This is a genomic window from Enterobacter sp. Acro-832 (assembly GCF_011752745.1).
Lineage (GTDB): Bacteria > Pseudomonadota > Gammaproteobacteria > Enterobacterales > Enterobacteriaceae > Enterobacter > Enterobacter quasiroggenkampii.
The window spans coordinates 36,595-53,207 of sequence record NZ_VWWX01000009.1 but is presented as its reverse complement, the minus strand read 5'-3'; the positions used below and the strand labels follow the sequence as shown (position 1 = coordinate 53,207).

20 protein-coding genes are annotated in these 16,613 nt (G+C 47.7%); 13 read left to right on the top strand and 7 right to left on the bottom strand.

Annotated features, from left to right (window positions below; translation table 11 throughout):
* Positions 1–115 precede the first annotated feature (115 nt).
* Entirely contained in the window at positions 116–535 is a 420-nt protein-coding gene (locus F3J31_RS21390; RefSeq protein WP_167215272.1) for a hypothetical protein, read from the top strand.
* Positions 532–1,173, top strand: coding sequence for a DUF6884 domain-containing protein (locus tag F3J31_RS21385; RefSeq protein ID WP_167215269.1), 642 nt, complete (start codon positions 532–534; stop codon positions 1,171–1,173). Before F3J31_RS21390 ends, F3J31_RS21385 begins: the two co-directional genes overlap by 4 nt.
* Before the next feature lie 81 nt (positions 1,174–1,254).
* On the opposite strand, the gene F3J31_RS21380 is transcribed toward F3J31_RS21385, so the two are convergent.
* Positions 1,255–1,467: a hypothetical protein gene (locus F3J31_RS21380; RefSeq protein WP_167215266.1), complete on the bottom strand. Its 213-nt coding sequence runs from the start codon at positions 1,465–1,467 to the stop codon at positions 1,255–1,257.
* Between the two features lie 206 nt (positions 1,468–1,673).
* Here F3J31_RS21380 and F3J31_RS21375 point away from each other — a divergent pair, with 206 nt between their 5' ends.
* From F3J31_RS21375 to F3J31_RS21350, 6 genes are all read left to right on the top strand, one after another.
* The gene (locus F3J31_RS21375; protein ID WP_029403837.1) at positions 1,674–1,976 is read left to right on the top strand and encodes a type II toxin-antitoxin system HigB family toxin; all 303 of its coding nucleotides are present in this window, start codon (positions 1,674–1,676) and stop codon (positions 1,974–1,976) included.
* 5 nt (positions 1,977–1,981) lie between these two features.
* Positions 1,982–2,341: a transcriptional regulator gene (locus F3J31_RS21370; protein ID WP_032663667.1), complete on the top strand. Its 360-nt coding sequence runs from the start codon at positions 1,982–1,984 to the stop codon at positions 2,339–2,341.
* A 59-nt stretch (positions 2,342–2,400) separates the two neighbouring features.
* Positions 2,401–2,895, top strand: coding sequence for a thermonuclease family protein (locus F3J31_RS21365; RefSeq protein WP_167215263.1), 495 nt, complete (start codon positions 2,401–2,403; stop codon positions 2,893–2,895).
* Between the two features lie 12 nt (positions 2,896–2,907).
* The gene (locus F3J31_RS21360) at positions 2,908–3,405 is read left to right on the top strand and encodes a hypothetical protein (RefSeq protein ID WP_167215260.1); all 498 of its coding nucleotides are present in this window, start codon (positions 2,908–2,910) and stop codon (positions 3,403–3,405) included.
* A 351-nt stretch (positions 3,406–3,756) separates the two neighbouring features.
* Positions 3,757–4,527: a TraX family protein gene (locus F3J31_RS21355; protein WP_167215257.1), complete on the top strand. Its 771-nt coding sequence runs from the start codon at positions 3,757–3,759 to the stop codon at positions 4,525–4,527.
* Between the two features lie 14 nt (positions 4,528–4,541).
* Positions 4,542–4,865 carry a hypothetical protein gene (locus tag F3J31_RS21350; protein WP_167215254.1) on the top strand — a complete coding sequence of 108 codons (324 nt, stop codon included), beginning with the start codon at positions 4,542–4,544 and terminating at the stop codon, positions 4,863–4,865.
* On the opposite strand, the gene F3J31_RS21345 is transcribed toward F3J31_RS21350, so the two are convergent.
* Entirely contained in the window at positions 4,843–5,646 is an 804-nt protein-coding gene (locus F3J31_RS21345) for a DUF4225 domain-containing protein (RefSeq protein ID WP_167215251.1), read from the bottom strand. The two genes, F3J31_RS21350 and F3J31_RS21345, sit on opposite strands and share 23 nt — an antisense overlap.
* A gap of 897 nt (positions 5,647–6,543) precedes the next feature.
* Positions 6,544–7,557 carry a plasmid replication initiator RepA gene (repA, locus tag F3J31_RS21340; protein WP_167215248.1) on the bottom strand — a complete coding sequence of 338 codons (1,014 nt, stop codon included), beginning with the start codon at positions 7,555–7,557 and terminating at the stop codon, positions 6,544–6,546.
* 655 nt (positions 7,558–8,212) lie between these two features.
* Between repA and F3J31_RS21335 the strand changes: the two genes are divergently transcribed.
* The 4 genes from F3J31_RS21335 to F3J31_RS21320 all read left to right on the top strand — a co-directional run bounded on the left by F3J31_RS21335 (position 8,213) and on the right by F3J31_RS21320 (position 11,020).
* Positions 8,213–8,479, top strand: a complete 267-nt coding sequence (locus tag F3J31_RS21335; RefSeq protein WP_167215245.1) for a DUF1778 domain-containing protein — start codon at positions 8,213–8,215, stop codon at positions 8,477–8,479.
* Positions 8,467–8,952: a GNAT family N-acetyltransferase gene (locus tag F3J31_RS21330; RefSeq protein WP_167215242.1), complete on the top strand. Its 486-nt coding sequence runs from the start codon at positions 8,467–8,469 to the stop codon at positions 8,950–8,952. The genes F3J31_RS21335 and F3J31_RS21330 overlap by 13 nt, the downstream gene beginning before the upstream one ends.
* Positions 8,953–9,380: 428 nt before the next feature.
* Positions 9,381–10,523: an XRE family transcriptional regulator gene (locus tag F3J31_RS21325; protein WP_167215239.1), complete on the top strand. Its 1,143-nt coding sequence runs from the start codon at positions 9,381–9,383 to the stop codon at positions 10,521–10,523.
* Positions 10,520–11,020, top strand: coding sequence for a DUF4411 family protein (locus tag F3J31_RS21320; RefSeq protein WP_167215236.1), 501 nt, complete (start codon positions 10,520–10,522; stop codon positions 11,018–11,020). The genes F3J31_RS21325 and F3J31_RS21320 overlap by 4 nt, the downstream gene beginning before the upstream one ends.
* 97 nt (positions 11,021–11,117) lie before the next feature.
* Here F3J31_RS21320 and F3J31_RS21315 read toward each other — a convergent pair whose 3' ends face one another.
* On the bottom strand, positions 11,118–12,266 hold the full coding sequence (locus tag F3J31_RS21315) for a hypothetical protein (RefSeq protein WP_167215233.1): 1,149 nt from the start codon (positions 12,264–12,266) through the stop codon (positions 11,118–11,120).
* A gap of 246 nt (positions 12,267–12,512) precedes the next feature.
* Between F3J31_RS21315 and F3J31_RS21310 the strand changes: the two genes are divergently transcribed.
* Positions 12,513–13,514, top strand: a complete 1,002-nt coding sequence (locus F3J31_RS21310) for a tyrosine-type recombinase/integrase (RefSeq protein WP_086527891.1) — start codon at positions 12,513–12,515, stop codon at positions 13,512–13,514.
* 50 nt (positions 13,515–13,564) lie between these two features.
* On the opposite strand, the gene F3J31_RS21305 is transcribed toward F3J31_RS21310, so the two are convergent.
* The 3 genes from F3J31_RS21305 to F3J31_RS21295 form a co-directional block, all read right to left on the bottom strand.
* Positions 13,565–14,158, bottom strand: coding sequence for a hypothetical protein (locus tag F3J31_RS21305; protein ID WP_086527890.1), 594 nt, complete (start codon positions 14,156–14,158; stop codon positions 13,565–13,567).
* The gene (locus F3J31_RS21300; RefSeq protein ID WP_086527908.1) at positions 14,148–15,455 is read right to left on the bottom strand and encodes an AAA family ATPase; all 1,308 of its coding nucleotides are present in this window, start codon (positions 15,453–15,455) and stop codon (positions 14,148–14,150) included. The genes F3J31_RS21305 and F3J31_RS21300 overlap by 11 nt, the downstream gene beginning before the upstream one ends.
* A gap of 343 nt (positions 15,456–15,798) precedes the next feature.
* Complete coding sequence (locus tag F3J31_RS21295) at positions 15,799–16,611, bottom strand: DsbA family protein (RefSeq protein WP_167215230.1); 813 nt, start codon at positions 16,609–16,611, stop codon at positions 15,799–15,801.
* Positions 16,612–16,613 lie beyond the last annotated feature (2 nt).

Here is a 16,613-nt window from a genome sequence, read left to right as displayed (position 1 = left end):
AGAAAAATGCTACTGATGAGAAAACAGAATGACGCGAGATCTAAAACGACGTATCCATGCCTTCCGTAATGCCCTGATGCTCGCGGCCGACACACGTTCAAATTAATGTTTTCATATGAACCGCTGGAATGAGCTGAACGAATTTCCCCACGGTTGCTGCGACCTGGCCAGCAACTTTCTGGCGCAGTACCTGAAAGACAGCAACCCTGCCCTAAAGCCGGTTGTCCTGCTGATGAAAACGACTAAAGACTTCCGTGATAACGAAAATTCAACTATCGAGGCACATGTAATTCTGGAACTGGATGGCTGGTATATCGATCTCACTCTGAACCAGTTTGCGGAGTACCAGCATCGGGTAGTGATTCAGAAGAAAAACGAAACACTGGGTAGTCTGCTGAGAAAAATCAAGGAATACGGAGGCTCCGTTACAAAGAAGAAAATTCATCTCGACAGCGGCCTAGATGAAGACGGCAGCGAACTTTATGAATGGCTGCACGATACTGCAGAAAGCCTCCTTAATGGAAAAACAGTATGACAGGGCAAGGTAACGTCCATCTCATCGTTACCTGCACGCGTCGAAAAACCGTGGCTGCAGGTGATGCGGTTTTTCCGGATGAGCGCGATGCCGGCAGGGCTTACGGGGTCTGGCTGGAAAGACTGGCGCAGGCCCGTCGCGGATCGCCCCCCATGACCGCCGGCGAGCTGTATACAGGCCAGCACTGGAGCAGGGCAGCTGCAGCTGCGGCGCGTAGTGGTGCTGAGATATGGATTTTATCCGCAGGCCTGGGGCTACTTCATATCTCTGATCCCGTGGTCCCGTATGAAGCGACTTTCTCCACGATGCCGTTCTGCCATCGCACTCACTGGGAACGGCTGACAAGGCGTCCACCTTCGGAACGACGGTGTACCTCCCTGAAGACGCTGATGCAGGCAAGGTCTGACGATCGGTTTGTGGTGGCGGCCTCCCCGCTTTATCTGCGTGCCGTTGAGTCAGACCTGCTCGCAGGCATGAAAGCCCTCTGCAATCCGGAACAACTGGCAGTGGTCACGTCAAAAGGCTATCAGGGAAGCCTGAAGGGCAATGTCAAGTATACGAGTGCAGACATGATGAAGGCCCTCAATACCAATATGACAGGCCTCAATATCAGTTATGCCCTGCAGCTGATTGGCTGAGTGGATCTGCACACCAGAAAAGCAGTTCAGGTAAGTATCTTTAAAAGCCGCTTTCGCGGCTCTGCCTGCAACTGAATAGTTCTACGGCGCGTCAATTGCCAGGCGGTACATTTCTTCCAGTGCAAGCGGACACCTGAGCGTCAGCGTCTGTTGGTCGAAAGCCTCCGTTCCCAGCAGTACATACCAGAATTCATAGAACATTCTGGATATCTCGGTACCATGACGGCGGTAGTCCGCTCTGGCCTGTTCTGTGGTGGTAACGAGTTCGTTCAGCGTCATCTGATAATTCATCATAGATACCTCTTGTGGCCCAGGGGTATCCTGAGCCTTGTGTATCCTAAGCTCATGTCACGACGGCAGGCAGGCAACAAAAAAATATGAAATCACTCAGTACAGGCATAGCCGGCCCTGACACTCTGGTATGTCTCTTCAAATGAATTAAAGTCCCATGACGGGACAAAAAATTTGAGATAGTCCTAAAATGGGACTATCATCATGACATGAAGATAATCGCTATCAAGACACTGAGGGATTTCTGGACGGCGAATCCCGATGCAGAGCAGCCGCTAAAAGCCTGGGTAGATGAGGCCAGTAAAGCTGAATGGAAAACCCCGGCAGAAATCAAAGAACAATATCGCAGTGCCAGTATTCTTAAAAACAGGCGAGTGGTTTTTAATATTAAGGGAAATGACTACCGGTTAATTGTTGCGATTGCATACCAGCGAGGATGGATGTTTATAAAATTCATCGGTACGCATAAAGAATATGACAAAATAGATGCTGAAACTGTCAGCCTGGAGTAAACCCTATGCAGATTAAACCAATTAAAACTGAACAGGACTATGAAGCCGCGTTACGCGCTGTGGAGCCTATGTTTGATAACGAACCTCCTGCCGATACCCCGGAGGGAGACTTTTTTGAAATCATGTGTGTGCTGATTAATGAATACGAAAACAAACACTTTCCTGTCGAAGCCCCAGACCCGATTGAAGCTATTAAATTCAGGATGGAACAGCAGGGGCTGACGGTAAAAGATCTTGAGCCGGCAATTGGAAAATCTAACCGGGTCTATGAAGTGCTTAACCGCAAACGTAATCTGACGCTGCCCATGATCAGGAAATTACATTCAATGTTTGGCATTCCTTTAAAAAGCCTCGTTGGAGGATAAGCCGGGTTGAAATTTACGAGCTTAATACCCGCAGGGTATGCAACCGGGGATAATAAATAATGAAACGGAAGTTCTGCACACTGGTCCTGTTCGTTGTGGCGTTTTCGGCCAGTGCAGATATCAGCGGCCGGATTGTGCGCGTGCTGGACGGGGATACCGTTGAGATACTTGATCCAGGAAACCGACTGACGCGCGTTCGCCTGGCTGGCATCGATGCGCCGGAAAAGAGCCAGCCCTTTGGCCAGCGTTCACGTCAGGAACTCTCATCGATGGTGGCTCAGCGGCCCGTAACCGTCACGGGAAGTGAAACGGATCGCTATGGACGCCTGCTGGGTACCATATGGCTTGGTATGACGGATGTAAATGCCGAACAGGTACGCAAAGGCCTGGCCTGGGCATACCGGTACCACGGAAACCCCGTCCGGCCAGACTACGCTGTTCTGGAGGCCGAAGCCCGCCGTCAGTCAGTTGGACTCTGGTCAGAACCGGGTCAGACAGAGCCGTGGCGCTGGCGTAGTCTGCATCAGGATGAGCAACAAACGAATAAAAATTAAGGTGATTATTGTATGACTTTCAAATTAACCGAAAGCAAACTGGAAATTCTTATCGATACGTTAAATGCCATTATATGCGGTGAAGTCAATATTACGCGTGAGCAGCGCGAAAATATGGTCAGGACGGTTGCAACTCTGGGTGGGTTAACAGAACGGCAGCGCCTCATCACAGCTGAAAAAGAAGCCAGAAAGCAGGTAAAAGAAGAAAAGGAAAAAAAACCACGCCTTCCGGATGAAGTTTTTCCGCGTTCCGGAAAACCGTGGGCACCGGAGGACCTGGACCTTATTCATTCGATTATTTCTGATATTCCGGATGACAGAATCGATGATCATATACTCTGGCTGTCGAAGAAACTGCAGCGCACCCCTTATGCCATCACCCTGAAAATTGTCAGTGAAGGCCGTATGAACGAGGAATGGGCTAAAGGGTGGAAGCCTGCCGCAAAATCTATTCGTGAAGATTTCGCTCTGGTCAAGGCAAAGGCATCTGCAAGCAATGCAAATAATTAATAAACCATTGTCAACCATTAAGTATGGTCAGTAATATGACTAAAATTGGGGGGGGTGGTAATATAAAACTTTTATTAGGAATTATCCTACTGCACTAAATATAATATTCACACGGCCGATAATAAGAGAGTAAGAAAGGGGGCGGTGTGAACGATTTTCATAATTTAAGTATTTGTATTCAGAATAAGGATGTGGCAGGCGCAATGCGCGTGCTGCGTGATAAATCAGAATTTGCAGTACGCAAGATTCTGGAGAAACTAAAGATCAGGGTCACAACGCAAACCGGCAGGGCATTCTGGCATTATGTTCAGTGCTGGCTGTTAACCGCGTGTCGCAAGGGGAATCTACAGCATGAATCATTCAGTACCCGACGTTCTTCCCGGTATCCGGAACGCCAGCCAGCTCAGTCCCGCAGCTCTCGATATGGTCAAACTTCTCGCACTTCTGGCCATGATTATCGACCACATCAATACGGTGTTTCTGTCGCCAGCCTTGCCGGTGATGTATGCGCTTGGCCGGATGGCCTTCCCCCTGTTCACGCTTATATGGGCGATGAACGTACAGCGCACCCCGGAACGACTTCAGAAGAGAGCCAATCGTCTGTGGATCTGGGCAGTCATCACGCAGCCGGTGTTCAGCCTGGCCTTCTGGCATCACCAGCCCTGGTGGGCCCTGAACATTCTGTTCGTGTTTGCCGGCGTCACGCAGCTGATTGCCCTGCAGTACCAGCACGGCCGGAAAGGAATGTTTGTGGGATATCTGCTCCTTGCCCTCATGATTTGGCCACTGCAGCCGGCAAGCTACGGGCTCGCAGGAATAACGCTGGCCATCAGTATGGCAACCGTTTCTGGCAACGATACACCCGAAGTGCAGCGGCTGGCGGCCATCACTGCCGTGCTGTCACTGATTTGTTTAAACGGGTTATCGCATCTCCCGGATCTGCCTACAGAAACATTATTACTGGCCACGCTGCCTACTCTGGCATTCCCCCTGGCAGTGGTTTCCTTCTGCAGTAAAATCTGTCCGGAGGGCCGCAAGCGTTTCATGCCGCGTAATTTCTTTTATTATGCTTACGCCGGTCACCTGGGGATTATTGGTCTGATACAGTATACTTTCGCCTGATTAGGGAGGACGAGATGGCTATCAGTGAGAAAGAGCTGCTTGAGGCAGGTTTCAGCAAGAGCGAAGTGGACAAATTACAGGGCCGGCTTGCAGCAGGCGGAGGTACCATGCAGCATCTCATCGATGCGCTCTCACGGCGGTTCCGTGTGTCGGTATGGATCACGGTCGCGCTGGTTCTGGTAATGCTGGTCACGCTTATTGCCGGCAGCCGGACACACATTCTTTCCGGGGGCATGAGCTCCCTTGTTGTCCTGATCATCGCCTGGGTGACCTTCCCACCTGCGCTGGGCTGGAAAGCATTCCGCCTGCAGAAGACTATTTCCCGGAAGGCTCAATAGTCAGTAAATCAAGCGCCACTTTGGCTTTAACCCCCCATCCCGCAATTTTAAGCGCCATTGCGGGACGTGGCGTACCGGATACTTTCCTGAAGAAATCTGGCCTGGTCCAGTACCACAGCCGTTGGGCTTCGGGTTTCAGCCGCAGACCATACGCGCCGTAGACCTCACTGAAGAGTGTGACTGCCTTATAGGTCCCCAGCCCCTGCTGCCGGCTGAAGCCCAGAAATTCAGCGATCTCCATCGAGCCGTCAGCGAAAATTCCCTCCGTCTGCTTATCGCCGAGGAAGTTGTGCGCGGCTTCCCGTGAAATCGTGTTGAATCCATTTACGACAATCACCGCGCCAGCCACCACGCCCACCGGCGTCATCGAAGACATCATGACGATCCCACCGAAGATGGCCGCACCGGCCACCACTACGTCGACCGCTGAAATGATGTAGCCCACAATTTTGTTCTCGTCCCGGACAACCTTCACCTCGGCATAGAGTTTTGCATAGCCAGTTTTGAGCGAACGAGACTGTTCAAGCAGACTGGTGTTCTCTGCGCGCAATGCCTGCAGGCAGGCCATACAGTCATCATCCGTTTTTGCCCGGCGTGCGGCCTCAAACTGGGCCATGATGAATGCCCTGATCTCATCAACAAACTGAATCCGGATAAAACCATCCTGGAGATGCATAGCCGCCACCGTGTTGGCCGTGTTAACCAGTTTCCTGGCCTCCAGGTTGATCATGGTTTCCGCCCAGGCACGGGGGTTCTGGCCGGGTAAAAGCAACGTGTCCATTTTATCGCCTCGCTTATCTGTTTCTGAAAGCATATTCCCGAAACGATTTTTGACAACAAAAAAAAGGTATGCCGTCGGTGATACAGCTGGACTCACTGATGCCGCATCGCGGCATGGAGGCGCCAGCTGAGGCCAGACAGGGAGATAATGCCGACGGGCGCCGTGACCGGCGTAAGCCGCTGCTGTTTGAAAGGTTCTGCCTGTCCCATCCCTTACCCTGCAAAGCCATATCCGTTAACCGCCACGCCGAATGATGATGTGCGCGGTCGGAGTGAGTCCGTCAAGGCCTTTGGCCGCTGACGGGCTGTATCTCCGCGTTAGCGCCGTCAGGCGCTTACGAGCGTGTACAGTGGGCTTGCCGCGACGCTAACTGCAGCTGCTTTGATTTCTAGTTACAACATCCATCTTAAAGCGAGGGTGTTCCGGCCCTTCGGGCCGGGGCGGCGTCGGTTTAGCAGGGGTCAGGTAAGTATGCAGTGTTGGGTTCTGGCCAGAATAGGGCCCGGCGCTTGCGACGGGAGGAACTTTTGATTTTGTTCTGAGCGCGCGGCCTTGAGGCCGCTGCATGCGAAGGCAATTTACGTTATCCACAAAGTGGCCGAAGACAAAGATCTGCTCTGGAATGTAATGAACAGAGGGATAAAAAAGGTGAAGTAAGACTGTTTTGCGGAATTTTTTTTATTCATTTCCGGGTTACTTCACTTATTCGTTTGCGGATTCCTGTGTAAAAAAAAGAGACACTGGCCATTGCGGGCCATAACGACCGCCAGAACGTCATGGTGACCGGAAGGAGAAAGGAATGAAGGATGAAAAATGAGCAGAATGGCCGAAAAAAACCAGCACGAAAAGCCCCGGTGAGGGGCCTGTAAACAGAAAAAACTGTTGTGTCGTCTGTAACTAGTCCGGTGGAGAAAGCGCCAGATCCAGCTGGTAAAGATGCTGGATGGCCAGATCCTTCAGGCGCTCAGATGTGCACCAGTACGCTTCGTCAGGCGGCAGGTTGCGGTAAATCCATTCAGACATTGCATGGAGTCGTTCATCTGCCGGCAGCTTAATAAGATTGTTGGCACGCTTACGTTCCGCGCCTTTTTTGCGGCGGTAAACGAGTGCCTCCCGACGCTTACGGCCAGACCAGCATTTCCGCGCGGAGTGGGGCTGAACATCATCATGTTCGCTCATCACCCCTTGCCGGATCAGCTGCTCACGCTCGGCGCTCTGGCGGAGCTTCTTTTCCTGCTCTTTAAACAGCTTGTCCATATCGACGCCCAGCATCTGGAATCCCACGGGGGTGATATAGACATACGTTGGCAGCCAGGAGCGGGATTCACGATCCCAGGTGCGTTCTTCCGCAAGGCCAAGAACGCCAAACCGTACCTGTTCCTCAATTAGCCGTGAAAGGCGTGATACAGTCACCTCCGTTTCAGGAATGACATTGCCTTTGGCGTCCTTTACACTGAGCTCTTTTGCCAGACGGGAGATACACATGCCGACAGTATGCTTGCCGGCATCACAGAAGCTGATGAGCACTGGCCAGAGCGCATCGAGCAGGCGCTGACGTTCCGGACGGAAGCCATATTTACGTCCCGCTTTTCGGCGGCCGGCGACATAGAGAGGGTGACGAGAAACATGCATGCGCAGGCTGACCTGCCCGGTTTCTTTGTCTTTTTTTACCAGGCGATTGTAGGCATGACCGAGCTGTCCGGAGAGCTTTTTATAATGCTCCGGGCGATACCAGGCCGGGTTCTCACATTTGGCTTTTGTGGAATGCTCACCGCGTTTGCGGCGGGTCAGTTTTTTGACCGGTGCAATGAGGAAATTACCCTGAGTGCCGGCATCGACATCCTGCCAGAAACGGGCTAGCTCATCTTTCGGTAGATCTGACCAGTGAACAGAAACCTGGTTGTCATTCACGGCGGCCTGTTCTTATGGCGGCCGGGTGTTGTGTTATGTGGTGCATGCGTTATAATCCTTCACAGGCAACGCGCCTGCTTTTGGACCCCCTGATACCTGTGTCTTCCGCCAAGTTGATGACAGATATCGGGGGGTTTGTGCATTCAGGCTCCGGGAAATCCCGTCACCTGCTCCTGAACGTTTTACTGGACACGTCCTGTCCCTGTTTGTTTCCGGAAGTCCGCATTTCTTCCGTAAAACCTTCTTCTGCCACCTGGCTGCCTCACCACAAAGCAGTCAAACCGTCAGTTTGAGTTTGGTCACAAAAGTAATCTGAATCAACAATCTGTCCCACCACAAGACGATCGCTGACGATCGGGATACTACCTTTTCGCAACAAAATTTTCCAGATGTATGACCAGATTACCGTCGATTGTATGCGTGCTAATTCTCCAGTTGTGACTTTTAATCGGCAGTGCTCGCCGCAATGTCAGGAAGTTGGGTTTGTTAAGTAAGCCAGGCAGTGAAGAAAAATTTAGAGGCAGGGCTTTGAATTCAGTAGTTATAAGCTGGATCTTTAGTATCCTAACGGCATTTAGATAAATTTGTGTAGCATTTGCTATACAGCTTCCTTATGATATGCTTGTAAAGCAATTGCTATACAAGGAGCGCACTCATGAAATCAGATGTTCAGCTCAACCTCAGAGCCAAGGAGTCTCAAAGAGCACTTATCGATGCTGCTGCAGAGATCCTCCATAAATCGCGTACGGATTTTATTCTTGAAATGGCCTGTCAGGCTGCGGAGAATGTGATCCTCGATCGTCGCGTATTCAATTTTAACGATGAGCAGTATGCTGAGTTTATCGATATGCTCGATGCGCCGGTTGAGGATGATGCATCCATCAAGAAACTCCTGGCAAGGAAACCTCAGTGGGACGTGTAACAGCACCGGTACCATTATCCAGCTCTCATCAGCTGGCTGAGTTCGTCAGCGGAGAGGTGGTGCTCGATGACTGGCTTAAGCAGAGAGGGTTAAAAAACCAGTCCCTTGGTGCCGCCAGAACGTTCGTTGTTTGTAAAACAAACACTGAGCAGGTAGTCGGTTTTTACTCTCTGGCCACCGGCAGCGTTAACCATGTGGAAGCTACGGGAAGTCTCAGGCGCAATATGCCTGATCCGATCCCCGTAATCATACTTGCACGCCTGGCTGTCGATGTGTCATTCAGAGGAAAAGGGCTTGGTGCTGATTTACTGCACGATGCAGTATTGCGCTGTTATCGGGTCGCAGAAAATATTGGTGTCCGTGCGATCATGGTTCATGCTCTGACTGAAGAGGCTAAAAGCTTTTATCTTCACCATGGCTTTAAAGCGTCGCAAACCCAGGAGCGGACTTTGTTCCTCAAACTCCCGCAATAGAATATTAGATTCTTGAGGAGTACTTAACATGCAAATAACTCATTGATTTAAAATAGTTAAATTATTATATTTAACATAATCTTTGTTATGCGAAGTCGTTGTGTAGTAGCTAAATTTAGATAAATAGACAGTGCGTAACTGATGACACAAACTGGATTATGGATCTCCCTCAAGTTACTGTCGACGCGTGAACGTCAGCTGTGTCAGCGTCGGATCTGTGCCTGATAGCTCATCCTGATTGATGGCTGTGAGCATCGCTGGAGTTTTCTATCAAATTTCTCATGATAAGATCAAATATGTGATGAATATTTGTATTGACGAGGTTTAAAACCAAGAAAATACTACGAATCCTTGATTACTTTGATTATGCTTAAAATTATTACGACTTGCGTGCTGTTCCGGCGTGGCTCAAGTCAGAGGGAAAACGCATGGCAACCGCGAATATAAACCATACAATGATAACGTGGGCGCGACAGCGCGCGGGTTATTCTTTGTCCGTATTTGCAGCCAAATGTTCCGTGACCGAGGAGCGCCTGAGCCTGTGGGAATCCGGTGAACAGCAGGTAACGTTTAACCAGGCAATGGTTATTGCTGAAAAATCTCATATTCCCTTCGGGTACCTGTTTTTACCGGATCCCCCTGTTGAGTCCCTACCTATTCCCGATTTACGGACTCAGGACAGCCGGCCAGTAGAACAGCCGAGTGCTGAACTTCTGGACCTGATTAAACTGATGCAGCAGCGACAGGAATGGTACAGTGATTACCTCCGGCAACAGCTGGAAAGCCCTAATCCTTATGTTGGCCGCTTATCTGTACGACACAGTGCTGATGCTATCGTAAAGGATATGCGGCAGGCACTCGACGTCAGGTTGTTTCCTGAACGCGGGCACAGCGATGAATATTACCGTGATTTAGTTAACCGTATTGAATCTCTCGGCATTTTAGTTATGCGCCAGGCCAGCCTGGGACATTTTACCCGCCCCTTAAGGGTTGAAGAATTTCGCGGCTTTGCTCTTACTGATGATTATGCCCCAGTCATATTCATCAATCATGCGGATGCTCCTGGAGCAAGACTGTTTACTCTCATCCACGAATTGAGTCATATATGGATCGGCCAGCCCGGTATTTCGGACGGGGATGCACGGACATCACGTAAGGAAGAAATCCTGTGCAATGCCGTGGCTGCTGAATTTCTTGTACCGGCAGATGAATTCGTCCGGTCCTGGCGAACAGACATAGATTACTGGGAAGAAAACCTGGGTCAACTTGAACAACAATTCAGAGTCAGCCGCTGGGTCATTTCCCGCCGGGCGCTGACAATGGGCTTTATAACCCATGAGGAATATGCCCGTTATATTGCGCGCCTTAAAGCAGAATGGCTGGAGAGAGAAAAAAAAGGCGGAGGTCCTGGATATTACCGGACCAAAAAGGCACAAATCAGCCAGCCGTTTTCTCGTGCTGTTGTCGGACAGGCCCTGAGTGGCCAGCTTCTTCTGCGGGAAGCCAGCGCTCTGCTTGATGGGATAAAACCCGCTAAAATCCCTGTATTTGCTAAGGAACTTGGTGTATGAGATATCTGCTGGATGCCAATACATATATTCAGGCAAAAAATCAGTATTATGGGATGGATATCTGCCCTGCTTACTGGCACTGGCTTGATCTTCAGTTTGAACTGGGAAACATCTGCAGTGTTGATATGATTGGACGCGAATTAAGAGATGGCAATGACGAACTGGCAGAGTGGGTCAAGTCGCGTCCTGAACATTTCATTAAAAATGATGACGATGAAACCCAGTCTGTTTATATTGAACTCGTCCAGTCAGTGATGGATGGAAATTATAATGCAGGCAACAGAGATAATTTTCTCGCAAAAGCGGATCCGTGGATAATTGCCAAAGCTAAAACTACAGGCGCAGTCGTCGTCACTCATGAAGCATTCCTGAGTGACGGAACGAAAAAAGTTAAAGTCCCTAATATATGCCGTCAGTTTGGCGTTCCCTGTATAAATACATTTCAGTTTTTGCGTCAACTGAATGCCCGCTTTGTTCTGGAAACTCCGGCCAATTAGAAACTAAATTATTATATTGACAGATGATCTGATAAAAGTAAATTGATATGCGACCGGTTTCGTTCAATAACCAGCCGCAGTTTTAATGAGCTTACTCTTATAAAGGAACATCCCATCTTTTTAAAGATGATGCTGCTACCGGTACACAGTAAGAAGCTTTTTTCTGAAGCTTCCGCCTTACATCGTTATCGAACTCCGCATTCCAGGGATTAAATTTCCAGCTCTCACGGTAGGCCTCCATGATTTCTTCAGGACAAAGGAGATTAAACTGATTGGTTGTAAACATGGACACAGCCCGGACTGAGTAATACTTATCCGGCTTAATTGAATTTTTTTTCCAGAGCGAGTTTCTGAAAAACTCCTCCGGATATTCATCAGATTTAATGATATAACTGTGAGCAGTGAAGTCACTTATTCCAGAAAGTTTGATGACTGCATGTGTAAAAATTACCGGAACCACAGTGATTTTTGTAGATATCAGTAATAAAACCATCAATGAAGCGATAAGGGAAGTGGTTATTTTCTTCTGGAGATTACTTTTTGCATCCATTCGAAGATATACGAGACCCGGTAACAGTGACACGAAATACAACATGTAGCAAATGAAGGCCACCCCTGTTAGTGTCCAGAAGTTAACTTTCTCATCAGGTGCACTGATATTTCTGAACACTATCTCAAGCGGGAAAACCTGTAAATGAGCAAGAAAGGCAATGCACACTGGGATTAACAGATAAATCTGCCCCCGACGAACCCACTTTATCGTGCTGTTTTTAAATGATAAATCCTGCTCAAGATGTTTTCTGGTCATCAGAGCGGAAATAATTATAGCCATCAGAACGATACTTATCATGGATATCCAGCCGGAATAAGCTTTAAAGGTCTGACTGACATCTAAAACGTAGTAAAAAATATAAATAAAAATTACAGGAAGGAAACCGGCAATCATCAGTACTGTTAAAAAATTATTTTGTATTTTTTCATAACCAGGCAAATTATTTATATCCTGTGGAATTACAAGAGGAATAAACAGCGAGATCACAAAAAAAATGAATAACAGAAACGCTAACGAGAGTGTGGCAGCGACGAAAACCAGAACAAAAATACTTTTTATACTCATGACCTCAAAGAAAACATCCAACCTGTCCAGGCGACTGAAATACCCCCAGAGAACTGTCAGTGCGATCCCTGATATGATGCCAGACGGTGTTAATACTGATATTAACATTGTCTTCCATTTTTGATTCATTATTAGCCTTCCTCTTTATTATAGCGGTTCTGATAAATTAGCAGCGTTACAGCGTACAGGCACCTACCCGAATCTGACCGATAACAGCTGTTCGCGCGGCAATGTCCGAAGAATGGTTCAGTTTCTTCTACTTGTTAAAATGTACCTTTGAAAAAGTAGACTATCTGCGGTACGCTCAGACCATATCCTTTACCTCGATTTTTCACGCAGCGCGCCGGTCCCTTTCCGGCCCGGACGGAGCCCGACATGATCCTGATGCCCGACGATGAACCGGAGCTGAGTCTGCCCTCAGCCGTCATGTCACCCGGTATGGAATTCCTGCCGGCGCTGTCCGGTGAGAATGCTCCGGTCAGCCCCGCCCGGGCCTACCTGCTTTCGCTGAACTCGCCCCGCAGCCGGCAGACCATGGCCTCGTTTCTCAATATTGTTGCCGGACTGCTCGGCGCCGGCTCCCTGGATGCCTGCAGCTGGGGCAGCCTGCGGCGCCATCACGTGATGGCCGTGACCGAACTGCTTCGCGACACCGGCCGGGCCACGGCCACCGTCAACACCTACCTTTCGGCGCTGAAAGGGGTGGCAAAGGAAGCTTGGATGCTCAGGCTGATGGACGTGGAAAGCTTCCAGCACATCCGGGCGGTGCGTAATCTGCGCGGCAGCCGTCTCCCGCGCGGCCGCGCCCTGCCGCCGGAAGAGATCCGGGCGCTGTTTGGTGCATGTGAGGCAGATAATTCCAGTATCGGCATTCGCGATGCGGCGATGCTGGCTGTTATCCTCGGCTGCGGCCTGCGTCGCTCTGAGGCCGTGGGGCTGGATTTGAGTGACGTTGTAACAGATGAGCAGGCACTACGTGTGCTGGGTAAGGGCAACAAGGAACGTCTGGCCTACATGCCGGCCGGCACCTGGCAGCGCCTGCAGATGTGGATCGATGAGGTTCGGGGGGAAAAAGTTGGGCCGCTGTTCACCCGCATTCGCCGATTTGACACCCTGACGAACGACCGCCTGACCGACCAGACGGTGTACCATGTCCTGCAGGTACGCCAGCGCCAGGCCGGGATAGCCAAATGCGCGCCGCACGATTTAAGGAGAACCTTTGCCACAGCCATGCTGGATAATGGTGAGGATTTAATTACGGTCAAAGACGCCATGGGCCACGCCAGCGTCACCACTACACAGCAGTATGATCTCCGTGCCCACGAGCGGTTGCGTGCTGCATGCGAAAAATTAAATTTAATTGATATGTTGCGTTAAAATCAATTTCCCTCACATTATATAATGTAACCACTTGAATTATAAGCTTATTAAGCAAAATGCAATGGGGCACATTTACCCTCAGTTACCGTATGTAAAAACCTTTCAATATCCGGGTTATCCACAAAGACATGAGTTTTCTGTAATAAAAAGCCGTTCATAGATTTTAGGTTAAAAAAGTTAGTGGTAATATATATGCGCTTATAGAATGGATTAGATAGAGATTTTCTGTCACCCTTTTTAATCACTGAATACGAAATTCGAAGGTTAAAAAAATCCTCTCTGCTAATAATCCCTTTGCTGCATACTGCATAGTTATAAATACCAAGCAGTGCCTCATGAATTTTCATTCTTATTTCTAACTTATTAGTTTGACCTTCTTTGAATTCAATAAAGTATAAAGTTTCATTTCTATAATGAAGACCATCTGGAGTTTTTTCTTTCTCCTTACCTTTAGGCTGTGGATTAACACCATACTCCATAGCGTTAAAACAATCAAAATTAAACATTTCAAAATCGCTAATGACAAAATCTTTATTATTATCCTCATTTCGACTCATTTCCGTCAGCGGTAGAAAACTTCTTACGTCACCTTTGAATTCTTCTACAAGCGAGTCATAAATGATTTTCTCATTAATAGTCATAATTACCAGAATCCAGCATGATTTGATCAAATGGTTTGGAAAGGCATTCCAAAATTTCGTGTATATCTCCATGACAGTCTTTATACTTGACATTACCGTCATTTTTATTCGAGTAATAAAATTTCACTCTTTTGCTTTCTGAAGAGTATACTTTGAAAGCCTCAATCATGTATGGGCTATGAGTTGTAATTAGGAATTTACAACCCTTATTAACCAAATTGCAAATGCATTTAGCATATTCAATTTGCCATTTTGGATGCAAGTTTGTCTCTGGTTCATCAATAATAATTATTGATTTATCATTAATATTCCCGCCTTCAAATAACATTTCAATAATAGAAATGGCTTTAACACCAGAGGCTACGTTATTTGATGGTATCAACTCATTGTTTTTTCTAAAGAAAAACTGAGTCAAATCATCATTTATTATCATTCCTCCATCGTATGAGTCAATGATTTTAAGGTTATAACCAGAGTCTGATTTAATTTTAGAGGTTTTGAGTTTAGACAAAACATCGATCGTATGATGTGGTATATTCATACTTGAAAGTTTGTCGTTTGGGAACGCGCTCATCAACTGATAATATTGCAATATTGCTGGTGAATCTATAAATGTCACGTCTTTAAAGTTAAAGTTATCGACACCTACCAAATTATGTTTTTCAACTTTAATGTCATTGAATGACATTTGGAAAGAACTTTTTCTTTCAGAACTTGAAATGAAATCTATAGTTATAGATGCCGTTTGTTCTTTGTTAGAAACGATCTTATTTACGAATTCACTTCTAAGAATATCATGAGATGATTTGCAGTAACGGTCTTCATCAAAATCACTATTCCTAGTTCTAGTATAATTGTGATAGAACTTATAAACCACATCTTTAAGAGTGTTTTTCTCTTCGTTCATTTTTTCGCTTTGAAAAATCTCCTGCCCTCCTTTCATAGGTAGGTCGATAATGTCATGCAGGTTTTTTATTTCAAGATCGATATCTTTATTAAATACAATAGACTGCTGAAGATTTAGTAGCGCTGAATGAACTTTATTCAGATGATGCTGTTCCAAATTAATAGAGAGGTATCTTGTTGCCTCAACTATCTCTTTAAAGTTCGACATCAATATTCTATTGTTGAGCCTATTTCTCTCAATATAATAAGTGTTATAAGATTTAATGATTGCATAAAGCACTTTCCCGAATGTGCTTTTACCAGTATCATTTTCTCCGGCAATAACCGTCAGGTCACCAATTTCTATTGAAGACCCTTTTATAGATCCTACATTGCTTAGTGAAATTTTCATAATAATCCACATTTAGTGAAATCCTAGTTAATGATAACTCAATGTAAGCTATTGAACATCTAAAAATGCCATACTTTTCAGAATTTTGATGTGCTGTGCATTGCTGAGTGTTACATGCGTCTAGATGTCCTTCTGGTACACCTAGGCAAGATTCACCGTCTTTCGTTGGTAGCCATGTTAGGGATTTCAAGGCTAAACAGACTACAGTAGCCAGCGTTCTACACCATCTCATTCTCAAATCCGTGGTACCGTGGTATCGAAATGCGCCCCTCACGACTCCTGTAGAACTTATTCTACTGTTGTTATGAAAATTCATGATAATCAATATGTTAAAATCGTTAATTTAACGAATTCTATAACTATTCATTAACCTAGCTGAAGACGCTTTATTGATGGCGGCTCGTAGTTTCTCCGCAGAAACGGCTTCCGGGAAAACCGTGATGGTGTCCGGCGTGGCTCCGCTAACGGGCATGACGATGATCCCCGGTGTTCCGGTGAGTCCCAGTGCCTCTGCCAAGTTACTGTTTTTCTCAAGGGATGCGGTATGGTCGCCAGGAGCTGGGGTGGTCAGTCCCGCCTTTGACGCTGCTCCGTGAATATCCTCCGCCGTCAGTTTGCCTTCATTATGACCGGTGGCGTAGATGGCATTGTGATAGGTGACATAGGCCTGCGGCCCTTTCTTTTGCCAGACCGTAAGCCCCTGCTGCGCTGCCTGAAGTGAAGCTTCCCAGCGACCTCCAAAAATTGGCCACTCCTTAAAGAGGTAGCGGACGTCCGGCTGCGCTTTCATGACCTTCTCCAGCTCCGGCGCGAAGCGGCTGCAGAACACGCACTGGTAATCAAAGAATTCAATCACCGCGACCTTTGCATTATCAGGTCCGTAAGCCGGTGTGTCCGGATCATGCAGAAGGTTCGCCTGATTCTCCATCACGCTGAGTGCAAACATCTTCTGCTTACGTGTCTCCTGCTGTTCCTGCAGCTTACGACTGACCGTCACCAGTATCTCCGGGTGCGACACCAGGTAGTCAGCAGCGATTTCGCCGATACGTGCCTCCTGCTCTGGGCTGAATAAGGGCTGAGGGGCCGAAGCGTGTGCCATTGAAATAAAGCCAATGTATGTTGTAACTATTAATGCTGCTAATTTTTTTGCTTTCATAG